This is a genomic window from Cellulosimicrobium cellulans (genome assembly GCF_007679345.1).
In the GTDB taxonomy this organism is placed as follows: domain Bacteria; phylum Actinomycetota; class Actinomycetes; order Actinomycetales; family Cellulomonadaceae; genus Cellulomonas; species Cellulomonas cellulans_A.
Genome location: NZ_VEGH01000004.1, coordinates 182,678 through 194,614, shown reverse-complemented (window position 1 = coordinate 194,614; position 11,937 = coordinate 182,678). Strand labels below are relative to the sequence as shown.

Genomic DNA, 11,937 nt, shown 5'->3' with positions numbered 1-11,937 from the left:
CGTCCGTGCGTCGCGGACGGCCCGGAGGAGGACGTCATGCTGCTGCGCCGCATCGCCCGACCGCTGTTCGCGTCGTGGTTCCTGAGCGAGGGGGTCGACGCGCTGCGCCGGCCGGCCGCGCACGTCGCGGTCGCCCGGGGTGCGGTCGACCGGCTGACCGCCACGGTGCCGCGCGGCGCCCTGGGCGGCGCGCTGGACGCGTACCGGCACCCCTCGGACGCGCAGCTCACCACGGTGGTGCGGGTGCACGGCGGCGCGACGGCGCTCGCCGCCCTGCTGCTGGCGACCGGGCGGGCCCCGCGGGCGTCCGCCCTCACCCTCGCGGCGCTGACCCTGCCGCTCGCCGCCGCCGACGCGCCGGCGTCCCGCAAGGAGCGCGGCCAGCTGTCCGAGCAGGAGAAGAAGGACCGCAAGGCCCGGTTCCTGCGCGGCCTGTCGCTCACCGGCGCCGCGCTGATCGCCGCCGCCGACACGGCGGGCCGGCCGTCCGTGCGCTGGCGCGTCGAGCACGCCCGGGCCACCCGGGCCGCGAGCGCCAAGGCCGCAGCCGCCGCGGCGACCGCCGCGGCGGCGAAGAAGGCCGCGTCGAAGAAGATCGCGGACGCGGTGCACTGACACCCGGCACGCGCGCCGAGCCCCGCGGGCCGGACGCCCGGCCCGGGGTGCGGCGCGCCCCCGATAGCCTGACGACCATGAGCTCCGAGGTCCTCCCCGCCACCGCGCCCGACTGGCCCGCCCCGACGGCGACCGGCCCCCTGGACGCGACGGTCGAGGTCCCCGGGTCCAAGTCGCTCACCAACCGCTACCTGGTGCTCGCCGCCCTCGCCGACGGCCCGGGGCGGCTGCGCGGCGCGCTGCGGTCGCGGGACACCCTGCTGATGGCGCAGGCGCTGCGCGACCTGGGCACGACCATCGAGGACGACCCGGCGGCCCCCGGGGACTGGCTGGTGACCCCCGGCGCGTTCCGCGGGCCGCGGACGATCGACTGCGGTCTCGCCGGCACGGTCATGCGGTTCCTGCCCGCCGTGGCCGCCCTGGCGGACGGCGACGTGCGGTTCGACGGCGACGCCGGCGCGCGCGTGCGCCCCATGGGGCCGGTGCTCGCGGCGCTGCGGGCGCTCGGGGTCGGCGTCACCGAGCACGGCGAGCCGGGCCACCTGCCGTTCACCGTCACCGGCACCGGGTCCGTCGAGGGCGGGGTCGTCGACGTCGACGCGTCGGGCTCCTCGCAGTTCGTCTCCGGCCTGCTGCTCACCGCGCCGCGGTTCGCCCGCGGTCTGACGATCCGGCACACCGGCCCCACGCTGCCGAGCCTGCCGCACATCGAGATGACGGTCGCCGCGATGCGGGCCGCGGGGGTGGTCGTCGACGACTCCGTGCCGACGGTGTGGCAGGTCGAGCCGGGCCCGGTCGCGGCGCGGGACGTGCGCGTCGAGCCCGACCTGTCCAACGCCGCGCCGTTCCTGTGCGCCGCGCTGGTCGCCGGCGGCACCGTGCGGGTGCCCGGCTGGCCCGCGGCCACCACGCAGCCCGGCGGCCTGCTGCCCGACATCCTGGAGCAGATGGGCGCCACGACCCGGCTCGACGGCGACGTCCTGTCGGTGACCGGCACCGGGGCCGTCCGGGGCGTCGACCTCGACCTGCACGCGGCGGGCGAGATCGCGCCCACGATCGCCGCGATCGCGGCGCTCGGCGACTCCCCCACCCGGCTGCGCGGCATCGCGCACCTGCGCGGGCACGAGACGGACCGGCTCGCCGCCCTGTCCGCCGAGATCACCCGCCTCGGCGGGCAGGCCGAGCAGACCGCCGACGGCCTGGTGATCACGCCGCGCCCGCTGCACGCCGGCACGGTCCGCACCTACGCGGACCACCGGATGGCGACCTTCGGCGCGCTGCTCGGCCTGGCCGTGCCCGGCGTGCTGGTCGAGGACGTCGCCACGACCGCGAAGACGATCCCGGACTTCGTCGGGCTGTGGGACGGGATGCTCGCGTGACCGGGACCGCGACGAGCGGGGGCCGCTGACCGTGGCCCGCCGCGCGCTCGACGAGTCGGACGTCCGGGTCCGGCCGAACCGCCGGGGCACCCGCCCCCGGACCAAGACCCGCCCGGAGCACGCCGACGCGGACCGCGCGCTGGTCACCGGGGTCGACCGCGGGCGGTACACCGTCCTGGTCGACCCCGACGGGCCGGACGAGCGCGTCGCCGTCGCGATGAAGGCGCGCGAGCTGGGCCGCGAGCGGGTCGTGCCCGGCGACCGGGTCGACCTGGTCGGCGACACGTCCGGCGCGGAGGGCTCGCTCGCGCGGATCGTGCGGATCGTCGAGCGCAGCACCGTGCTGCGCCGCACCGCCGACGACACCGACCCGGTCGAGCGGGTCATCGTCGCCAACGCCGACCAGCTCGTCGTCGTCACCGCGCTCGCCGACCCCGAGCCGCGGACCCGGATGATCGACCGGTGCGTGGTCGCCGCCTACGACGCGGGCATGGACGTGCTGCTCGCGCTCACCAAGGCCGACCTCGCGGACCCGGCCACGCTGCGCGCCCTGTACGAGCCCATCGGCGTCCGGGTGGTCGTGAGCTCGCGGACCGACGAGGCGGCGATCGAGGGGCTGGACGAGGTGCGCGCCGCGCTCGCGGGGCGGATGTCCGTGCTGGTCGGGCACTCGGGCGTCGGGAAGTCGACCCTGGTGAACGCGCTGGTGCCGGACGCCCTGCGGGCGGTCGGCGTGGTGAACGACGTCACCGGGCGCGGGCGGCACACCTCCACGTCGGCCGTCGCGCTGCGCGTGCCCGGGGAGCCGGGCACCTGGGTCATCGACACCCCGGGCGTGCGGTCGTTCGGGCTGGCCCACGTCGACCCCGACCACCTGCTCGGCGCGTTCGCCGACCTGGCCGAGGTCGCCGCGGACTGCCCGCGCGGCTGCACGCACGCCGCCGACGCGCCGGACTGCGCCCTCGACGAGTGGGTCGAGGCCGCGCCCGACGACGAGACCCGCGGGGCGCGGACCACGCGCGTGGACTCGTTCCGCCGCCTGCTCGTCAGCCGCACCGCGGCGCCCGACGCGGGCTGACCCCTCGCCCCGCCCGGCCCTCCGGCCAGCGGGCCCGGCGAGCCTGCGGGAGCCGCGGGGTTCGCGCGCCGGCAACCACGCGGGTGCGGCGACCTCGGCGGACGTCCCGGGCCGGATAGGTTGGGCCCATGACCCGGTACGACGACGACCTGCGCCTCGCCCACGTGATCGCCGACCAGGTGGACGGTCTCACCATGTCGCGGTTCAAGGCGCAGGACCTCCGGGTCGAGACGAAGCCCGACCTGACCCCCGTCTCCGACGCCGACCGCACCGCCGAGGAGCTCATCCGCGCGCAGCTGTCCCGGGCGCGCCCGCGCGACGCCGTGCACGGCGAGGAGATGGCCGACACCGGCCACGGCCCCCGGCGCTGGGTGGTGGACCCGATCGACGGCACCAAGAACTTCGTCCGCGGCGTGCCCGTGTGGGCGACCCTGATCGCGCTGCTCGACGGCGACGAGGTCGTGGTCGGCCTGGTGAGCGCGCCCGCGCTGGGCCGCCGGTGGTGGGCGGCCGTCGGGTCCGGCGCCTGGACGGGCCGCTCCCTCGCGGCCGCGACCCGGCTCCAGGTCTCCGAGGTCGGCCGGCTCCAGGACGCGTCGCTGTCCTACTCCAGCCTGAGCGGCTGGGAGGAGCAGGGGCGGCTGGAGCACTTCCTCGACCTGACCCGCCGCGTGTGGCGCACCCGGGGGTACGGCGACTTCTGGTCGCACGTGCTCGTCGCCGAGGGCGCGGTCGACGTGTCCGCCGAGCCCGAGCTCGCGCTGCACGACATGGCCGCGCTGGTGCCGATCGTCACCGAGGCCGGGGGGCGGTTCACGTCCGTCCAGGGGGTCGACGGGCCGTTCGGGGCCAGCGCGCTGGTGAGCAACGGGCGCCTGCACGGGGCCGCGCTGCAGGTGCTGGACCCGCTGATCGAGCACTGACCGGCCCGGGCGGGGCACCGGCCCCGCCCGCGGCGGGTCCGTGCCCCGGGGGTCCCGTCAGCGCGGGATGCTCGCGAGCTCCGTCGCGTCGTACCAGAGCAGGTCGCGCTCGGCGAGGGCGTCCAGCGCGACGTCGTCGCCGTCCAGCGCGCGGGCGACCTCCTCCTTCGCGGCGGGCTCGTCCACGTGCGCGCACACCACCTCCGCCAGCGTCGCCGGCGCGGTGAGCGTCACCAGGCTCGCGGCCCCGTCGTCCACGCCCTCGCCCTCGTCCGGGGCCCCGTCGCGCACCGCGTCGTCCGGCACCTCGACGGTCACGACGAGGCGCAGGCCGGGCGCGTCCGGGCGGGACGCCAGGAGCACGAGCGCGTCGTCGGCGGCCATCAGCTGCGCGGCGAACTCCACGCCCTCCTCGTCCTCGTCGGGCAGCAGCGCGGTCAGCGCCGGCGTGACGGCGTGCGCGCGGCGCGGTGCCGCGAGCGGGCCGCGGCCGCCCAGCAGGTCGTCGAGCTCGTCCAGGGTGGCAGGCAGGTAGAGACGCACGGGACCAGTGTGCCGCCCGCGGCCGCTGACCGCGCACATCGCCGACGAACCCGGGCGAGTCCGGCGCGTCGGGCGCGACCCGCCGGTGGTTGTCCCCAGGTGACGCAGACCTCGGTAGCGCAGGAGCACCGGTGAGCGGTACATCTGGGCGCGGCGGGGGCCGAGCGACGAAGGAGGTCACCCATGAGAAGGCACGGCACCAGCACGACCACGACCGGCATCCCGTGAGCACGGCGGTCGGGGTGCGCCTCGTGCCCGCTCCCTCGCCGATCCCGGCGGAGGTGCAGGACGGGCCCCTCGTGCCTCCGCCCCGCGCCGTCGCCGGCGTGGCCGACGACGGCCCGCCGGGCGGGGCTGCCGCGGCGCGGGTCGACGGGGCCGGAACGGGTGGACCGTCCGCGGACGGAACGCTGCCCGGCCCGGGCGGGCCGCCCCTCGAGGCGACCGGGACGTCGCCGGGGGCGGCGGCACCGCGGCCGGGGGTCCGGGCGTCGCCGCGAGCGGCACCACGGGCAGCGACCCGCGCCGCGACGACGGAGGCGACCCGGGCGGGTCCGCCGTCGACCGTCCGCGCCGCACCGCCGGCACCGGCCCGGTCGAGGACGCCGGCGGCGACCTGGGCGGCGACGCGACCCGCCCCGGCCGGGCCGAGGCGCAGCTCACCGACCCGGAGGACCGGCGACGTCGGCGGCGGGGCGCCCGAGCTCGACCCCCGGCAGGCCTGCTGCATGGTCGCGCTGGCGGCCGTGGAGGTCCTGGCGGGCAACCGGCCCCTCGCCCAGCTCGCGCGCTGGCTCACGCCGGAGGTCTACGACGGCCTGGCCCGCCGCGCCGTGCTCACGGCGCCCGGGACCCGGGTCCTCGACGCGGCCGCGGGCGCGCGCGACCTCGCCGCCGATCCGACGGACCCCGTGCCCGCAGGGGCGGCACGGCGCCCGTCGGTCCGGCGGGTGCGCGTGCACCGGGTGGACGAGCACACCGTCGAGGCCTCGGTGGTGGTCGCGCACGCCGACCGGGTCCGCGCGGTCGCGGTCCGGCTGACCCGGTCGACCGGGCGCTGGCGGGCGGCGGCCCTCGTGGTGGGCTGACCCCCGGCGGGCGGTGCGTCCCGGCCGCCCGCCCGCGGGCGCAGCGACGCCGCCCGCCCCTCCCCCGATCGGGGAGGGACGGGCGGCGTGGCGGGTGGCGTCGGCGTGCGGGCGCTCGGCCCGGACGGTCAGCCCCGGCGGCGCTGCTGCTTCGCGGCCTTGCGGCGCGCCTCGCGGTTCCCGGCGTCCTCGCCGGCGCCGGTCGCGCCGTCCGCCCCGGTGGCGCCGTCGGACGCCGCGGCACCCGCGGGCGCGGACGTGGCGGGGCCGGCCGCTCGCCGGCCCCGGCTGACGGTGGTGCTGCTGTCGCCGTCGACGCTGGGCGCCGAGTACTGCAGCGGCACCTGGCGGTCCGGGCCGTCGATGCCCTTGGCCACCAGCACGGGCGGCGCACCCACGGCGGCCGCGGCGCCGACGGCACCGGCGATCCCCGCCTCGCCCGCGGCCGGCGCCGCGGCGCCCTCGGCGCCGGTGCCCGGGGCGGGCTCGGCGACCTTGACCTCGAGGTTGAAGAGGTACCCGACCGCCTCCTCCTTGATGGCGTCCGTCATCGCCTGGAACAGCTGGTAGCCCTCGCGCTGGTACTCGATCAGCGGGTCGCGCTGGGCCATGGCACGCAGGCCGATGCCCTCCTTGAGGTAGTCCATCTCGTAGAGGTGCTCGCGCCACTTGCGGTCGAGCACCGAGAGGACGACGCGCCGCTCGAGCTGGCGCATGTTCGGCTCGCCGAGCGACGTCTCCCGCTCCTCGTACGCGATCCGGGCGTCGGACAGCAGCTCGGCCTTCAGCAGCTCGGGCGTGACCCGGCCGAGGCCGCCGGCCTGCTCCACGACCTCCTCGACCGTGATGGACACGGGGTACACGGTCTTGAGCGTGGTCCAGAGCTGGTCCAGGTCCCAGTCCTCGGGGTGGCCCTCGGCGGTCGCGGCGGTCACGTAGTCGTCGAGCACGTCCTCGAGGAAGTGCTGGACCTGCTCCTGCATGTTCTCGCCCTCGAGCACGCGGCGGCGCTGCTCGTAGATGACCTCGCGCTGCCGGGACAGCACGTCGTCGTACTTGAGGACGTTCTTGCGGATCTCGAAGTTGCGCGCCTCGACCTGGGACTGCGCGGACCGGATGCCGCGGGTCACGATCTTGGACTCCAGCGGCAGGTCGTCCGGGAAGCCCGCGCGGGTCATCATCGACTCGGCCATGCCGGAGTTGAACAGCCGCATCAGGTCGTCCTGGAGCGACAGGTAGAACCGGGACTCGCCCGGGTCGCCCTGCCGGCCGGAGCGGCCGCGGAGCTGGTTGTCGATGCGGCGGGACTCGTGCCGCTCGGTGCCGAGCACGTACAGGCCGCCGAGCTCCACGACCTCGTCGTGCTCCGCGGCGACCGCGGCCTTGGACTTCTCCAGGGCTGCGGGCCAGGCGGCCTCGTACTCCTCCGGGCTCTCGTTGGGGTCGAGCCCGCGGGACGCCAGCTCGGCGACGGCCATGAACTCGGCGTTGCCGCCGAGCATGATGTCGGTGCCACGGCCGGCCATGTTGGTGGCGACGGTGACGGCGCCCTTGCGGCCGGCCTGCGCGACGATCGACGCCTCGCGGGCGTGCTGCTTCGCGTTGAGCACCTCGTGCGGGACGCCCGCCTTGCGCAGCTTGCGCGACAGCAGCTCGGACTTCTCGACGCTCGTGGTGCCGACCAGGACGGGCTGGCCCTTCGCGTGCCGCTCGACGATGTCCGCGACGACCGCGTCGTACTTGCCCTCCTCGGCCTTGTAGACGAGGTCGGGCTGGTCGATGCGCTGCATCCCGCGGTTGGTCGGGATCGGGACGACGCCGAGCTTGTAGGTGCCCTGGAACTCGGCCGCCTCGGTCTCGGCGGTACCGGTCATGCCGGCGAGCTTGTCGTACAGGCGGAAGTAGTTCTGCAGGGTGATCGTGGCGAGGGTCTGGTTCTCGGCCTTGATGACCACCCCCTCCTTCGCCTCGATGGCCTGGTGCATGCCCTCGTTGTAGCGGCGGCCGGGCAGGACGCGGCCGGTGTGCTCGTCGACGATGAGCACCTCGCCCTTGTCGACGATGTAGTCCTTGTCCCGCTTGAACAGCTCCTTGGCCTTGATGGCGTTGTTGAGGAAGCCGATCAGCGGGGTGTTCAGCGACTCGTAGAGGTTCTCGATGCCGAGGTAGTCCTCGACGCGCTCGATGCCGGGCTCGAGGACGCCGACGGTGCGCTTCTTCTCGTCGACCTCGTAGTCGCGCTCGGGCTGCAGGCGGCGCACCACCTTGGCGAACTCGGCGTACCAGCGGTTCGCGTCGCCGGAGGCCGGGCCGGAGATGATGAGCGGGGTGCGGGCCTCGTCGATGAGGATGGAGTCGACCTCGTCGACGATGGCGAAGTGGTGGCCGCGCTGCACGAGCTCCTCGGTGCTCCACGCCATGTTGTCGCGGAGGAAGTCGAAGCCGAACTCGTTGTTCGTGCCGTAGGTGATGTCCGCGGCGTACTGCACCCGGCGCTCGGCGGGAGTCTGGCCGGACAGGATCACGCCGGTGGTCAGCCCGAGGAACCGGTAGACGCGGCCCATGAGGTCGGCCTGGTAGCTCGCCAGGTAGTCGTTGACCGTGACGACGTGCACGCCCTTGCCGGTCAGCGCGTTGAGGTACGCCGGTGCGGTGGCGACGAGCGTCTTGCCCTCACCGGTCTTCATCTCGGCGATGTTGCCCCAGTGCAGCGCGGCGCCGCCCTGCAGCTGGACGTCGAAGTGCCGCTGCCCGAGGGTGCGGCGCGCGGCCTCGCGGACCGCGGCGAACGCCTCGGCCATCAGGTCGTCGAGCGACTCGCCGTCGGCGAGCCGGGCCTTGAACCGGTCGGTCTCCTCGCGCAGCTCGGCGTCCGACAGGGACGTGAAGCTGTCCTCCAGCGCGTTCACCTGCTGGGCGACGCCCGACAGCTTCTTGAGGATCCGTCCCTCGCCCAGGCGGAGGACCTTCTCGAGGATCGCAGGCACGTGCACTCCCGACTCGCTGCGCCGCACGTGGCCACGTGCGGCGTCCCGGCGTCCCGACCGCACAGCCGGGCCCCGACCATCGTAGGTGAGGCGGAGTCACGACCAGCAACCCGGCACCGCGTCCGGTGGCGCCCTCAGCGCGTCAGCCGGCGGAGAGCGCGCTCGCCAGCACCGGGGCCAGCGTCCCGCGCGGTGTGCCGTCCCGGTCCCCCACCACGACGTCGTCCAGGCCGAGCCAGCCCGCGAGCAGCCGCAGCTCGGCCGCGAGGTCCGCCGCGACCGCGCCCGGCGAGGTGCCGGGGACCGCGCCGGGCACCGCACGGGCCGGCTCGGCGGGGTGCGCGGCGTGCACCCGGAGCAGCCCGGCGCGACGGTCCGCCTTGAGGTCCACCAGCGCGGCCAGGTGCTCGCCGCGCAGGAACGGCAGCACGTAGTAGCCGTGCACCCGCTGCGCCTCCGGCACGTAGATCTCGATGCGGTAGCGCAGCCCGAACAGCTCCTCGAGCCGGCGGCGCTCGAACACGAGCGGGTCGAACGGGCTGAGCAGCGCCCGCCCGGTCGCCCGGCGCGGCAGGTCGGCGTCGGCGTGCAGGTAGGTGGGCCGGGCCCAGCCCTCGACCCGCACCGGCACCAGCGTGCCCTCCTCGACCAGGTCGGCGACCGCGGCCCGGGCGCGCGGGCCCTTGAGGCGGAAGTAGTCGAGCAGGCACCGCTCGGAGGCGACGCCGTGGGCGCGCGCGGCGATCCGCAGCAGCTCGCGCACGGCGTCGTCCTCGTCCGGCTCCGGCGCGGCGAGCACGGCCGGCGGGAGCACGCGCTCGGTCAGGTCGTAGCAGCGCTCGAACTGCGGGTTCCGGCGGGCCGAGGCGACCTGCCCGGTGAAGAACAGGTACTCCAGGACCCGCTTGGCCGCGGTCCAGTTCCAGCCCCACTCCGTCCGGTCCCGCGGCACGGGCCCCTCGACGCGGGCGTGCACCTCGCTGGCGGTGAGCGGGCCGTCCTCGGCGATCATCGCCAGCACGTCGTCGACGAGCGGCGAGTGGGTCAGCGGCACCTCGCGGATCGAGCCCCAGGCGTACTCGCGGTAGGCGCGGCGCCGCCAGCCGAGCAGGGCGTAGGTCTCCGGGGGCACGTACGAGGCCTCGTGGGCCCAGGTCTCGACCAGCCGCCGGGGCGCGCGGCCGGCGGCGCGGTCCAGCAGCGCCGGGTCGTACGGGCCGATGCGGGAGAACGTGGGCACGAGGTGGGCCCGGGCGACGACGTTGACCGAGTCGATCTGCAGCAGGCCGAGCCGGTCGACGACCTGCTGCAGCTGGCGCATCGTGGCGGGCCCGGTGCGCTCGGCCCGCGGGCGGTCGAGCCCCTGGGCCCGCAGGGCGACCCGCCGGGCCTGGGACAGCGACAGGGTGGCGGAGGGCCGGTGCGCGCTCCCGGTCGCGGCACGACGCGCGGCGACCAGGCGTCGCCCGGGCGCAGCGGTCGCGGCGGGGTCGGTCGCGGCGTCGGTGCTGGTGGCCATCACCCCATCGTGCCGCCCGCCACCGACACCCGCCGCGCCGAACCTCCGCTCCGTGCCTCTGAGGAGGCGCTCGGTCGCAGTCCGGAAGTGGAGACTCGGCGAGATCGCACGACCGCGCCCGCCGACCGGAGGGTCGTCGGCGGGCGCGGTGCGGTGGGCGGGCGGGCGGCGCGGTCAGCGCTGGGCGACCGCCCCCGCCGGGGTGGCGACGCCACCGGTCTGCGGCGCGGCGTCGCCGGAGCCCATGCTGGTCACGGCGGCGTCGAGCTTGATGACCCCGTAGCTCCAGCCCCGCCGGCGGTACGCGACGGACGGCTGCGCGGTCTCGGCGTCGACGAACAGGAAGAAGTCGTGCCCGACGAGCTCCATCTCGTAGAGCGCGTCGTCGATCGTCATCGGCTGCGCGGCGTGCACCTTCTCCCGGATGACCACGGGCGAGTCGCCGAGCGTGGTCTCCACGACCCCGTCCTCGGCGGGCTCGGCCGTCGGGGCCGCGGCCTCCAGCTCCTCGAGCGGCGGCAGCGGGTCGCTGACCGGCGTGGGGACCTTGCCGCGGTGGCTCTTGCGCCGGTCGCGTGCCCGGCGCAGGCGCTCCGCGAGCTTGTCGATCGCCAGGTCGAAGGCCCCGTACCGGTCGTCCGCGCAGGCCTCGGCGCGGATCACCGGTCCCTTGCCCACCACGGTCAGCTCGACCCGTTCGGCGGCCGCGGCCTGCCGGGGGTTGGACTCGTGGGTCACCTCGACGTCGATGCGCTGCGCCCGGGGGGCGAGCTGCTCGAGCTTGGCGAGCTTGTCCGTCACGTGCTGACGGAAACGCTCGGGGACGTCGGTGTGACGGCCGGCGACGACGATCTCCATGGGGTTCCTCCTGGAGGTCCGGGGGCGGGGTGCGACCCGCCCGGCAGCGTGCTCGAACGCGCCCTCGCGGGGCGCTGGTCTGCGGCACCACCTCCTCGTGCGGGGCGTGCCCGTCGAGTCCCGGTACCGGGCGACGTCCCTGCCACCCGGTGCTGTGGGGTCCACGCTAGCCCGGCTCCGGCGCGGCGACCAACCAGCCGGTCGGGGAGCCGGGCGGACGGGTGACGGCGAGCACCAGCGCGCCCGCGACCTGCGCACCCGCCGCCTCCAGGGCCGCCCGGCACGCGGCCAGCGTCGCGCCGGTCGTCAGGACGTCGTCGACGAGCAGGACCCGCGCGCCGGCCAGTGCGGCCCGCGCCCGCGGGCGGACCCGGACCCGGCCCGCCAGGTTCGCCGCGCGGCCCCGGACCCCGAGCCCGACCTGGTCCCGGCCGCCGCCGGCCAGGCGCAGGGCGGGCAGGGCGTGCGTGCCGAGCCCCGCGGCGGCGGACCGGGCCAGGGCGCCGACCAGGTCCTCCCCGCGCCGGGCCCGTCCCCGGGGCGACGCCGGCGCGGGCACCACGGCCAGCCGCCCCGGGGCCGCGCCCGGCACCTCGTCGCCCAGCGCCGGCGACGCCCGCGCCAGCACGGCCGCGAACCAGGGCGTCACGTCGGCCCGGCCACGGTCCTTCCACGCGACGACGGCGCGGCGCACCGGGCCGTCGTTCTCCGCGAGCGCCCACACCGGGACCGTCGTGCCGTCCATCCGGTCCAGCCGCCCCGCTGCGCGCTCGCACCGCCGGGGCGGCCCCGAGAACCGGTGCAGGCAGCCCGGGCACAGCGCGGCTCCGGGCCGCCCGCAGCCGGCGCAGGTCACGGGCAGCACGAGGTCGAGGAGCTCGCGGGCGAGGTCGCCGAGGGCGCGGCCCCGCGGGGCGGTCGCGGTCACCGCCCCAGGATGCCTGCGC

General features: G+C 76.7%; 10 protein-coding genes. 5 read left to right on the top strand and 5 right to left on the bottom strand.

Annotation, left to right across the window (positions count from 1 at the left end; all coding sequences use genetic code 11):
* Positions 1–36: 36 nt before the first annotated feature.
* From FS882_RS07275 to FS882_RS07260, 4 genes are all read left to right on the top strand, one after another.
* On the top strand, positions 37–615 hold the full coding sequence (locus tag FS882_RS07275; protein ID WP_158372397.1) for a DoxX family protein: 579 nt from the start codon (positions 37–39) through the stop codon (positions 613–615).
* 77 nt (positions 616–692) lie between these two features.
* Positions 693–1,994, top strand: coding sequence for a 3-phosphoshikimate 1-carboxyvinyltransferase (aroA, locus tag FS882_RS07270; protein WP_158372396.1), 1,302 nt, complete (start codon positions 693–695; stop codon positions 1,992–1,994).
* A gap of 31 nt (positions 1,995–2,025) precedes the next feature.
* A complete protein-coding gene (rsgA, locus tag FS882_RS07265) occupies positions 2,026–3,072 on the top strand; it encodes a ribosome small subunit-dependent GTPase A (protein WP_158372395.1) in 1,047 nt (348 codons plus the stop codon).
* Between the two features lie 128 nt (positions 3,073–3,200).
* The gene (locus tag FS882_RS07260; protein WP_158372394.1) at positions 3,201–3,995 is read left to right on the top strand and encodes an inositol monophosphatase family protein; all 795 of its coding nucleotides are present in this window, start codon (positions 3,201–3,203) and stop codon (positions 3,993–3,995) included.
* A gap of 57 nt (positions 3,996–4,052) precedes the next feature.
* On the opposite strand, the gene FS882_RS07255 is transcribed toward FS882_RS07260, so the two are convergent.
* Positions 4,053–4,538: a DUF6912 family protein gene (locus FS882_RS07255; protein ID WP_158372393.1), complete on the bottom strand. Its 486-nt coding sequence runs from the start codon at positions 4,536–4,538 to the stop codon at positions 4,053–4,055.
* Between the two features lie 131 nt (positions 4,539–4,669).
* On the opposite strand from FS882_RS07255, the gene FS882_RS21350 reads away from it, so the two are divergent.
* Positions 4,670–5,626, top strand: a complete 957-nt coding sequence (locus tag FS882_RS21350) for an Rv3235 family protein (protein WP_316043625.1) — start codon at positions 4,670–4,672, stop codon at positions 5,624–5,626.
* A gap of 128 nt (positions 5,627–5,754) precedes the next feature.
* Here the strand turns inward: FS882_RS21350 and secA are convergent, their stop codons facing one another.
* From secA to FS882_RS07230, 4 genes are all read right to left on the bottom strand, one after another.
* Complete coding sequence (gene secA / locus FS882_RS07245) at positions 5,755–8,613, bottom strand: preprotein translocase subunit SecA (RefSeq protein ID WP_158372390.1); 2,859 nt, start codon at positions 8,611–8,613, stop codon at positions 5,755–5,757.
* A gap of 142 nt (positions 8,614–8,755) precedes the next feature.
* Positions 8,756–10,132 (bottom strand): winged helix-turn-helix domain-containing protein, encoded by a 1,377-nt coding sequence (locus FS882_RS07240; RefSeq protein ID WP_158372388.1) that lies wholly within the window; start codon positions 10,130–10,132, stop codon positions 8,756–8,758.
* 174 nt (positions 10,133–10,306) lie between these two features.
* Complete coding sequence (gene hpf / locus FS882_RS07235) at positions 10,307–10,990, bottom strand: ribosome hibernation-promoting factor, HPF/YfiA family (protein ID WP_158372386.1); 684 nt, start codon at positions 10,988–10,990, stop codon at positions 10,307–10,309.
* Positions 10,991–11,156: 166 nt separating this feature from the next.
* Positions 11,157–11,918 (bottom strand): ComF family protein, encoded by a 762-nt coding sequence (locus FS882_RS07230; RefSeq protein ID WP_158372384.1) that lies wholly within the window; start codon positions 11,916–11,918, stop codon positions 11,157–11,159.
* Positions 11,919–11,937: the final 19 nt, after the last annotated feature.

Excerpts from the sequence above, each read along its gene's own strand:
- hpf (WP_158372386.1), bottom strand. The coding sequence starts at position 10,990 with ATGGAGATCGTCGTCGCCGGCCGTCACACCGACGTCCCCGAGCGTTTC.
- FS882_RS07240 (WP_158372388.1), bottom strand. The coding sequence starts at position 10,132 with ATGGCCACCAGCACCGACGCCGCGACCGACCCCGCCGCGACCGCTGCG.
- aroA (WP_158372396.1), top strand. The coding sequence starts at position 693 with ATGAGCTCCGAGGTCCTCCCCGCCACCGCGCCCGACTGGCCCGCCCCG.
- FS882_RS07260 (WP_158372394.1), top strand. The coding sequence starts at position 3,201 with ATGACCCGGTACGACGACGACCTGCGCCTCGCCCACGTGATCGCCGAC.
- FS882_RS07275 (WP_158372397.1), top strand. The coding sequence starts at position 37 with ATGCTGCTGCGCCGCATCGCCCGACCGCTGTTCGCGTCGTGGTTCCTG.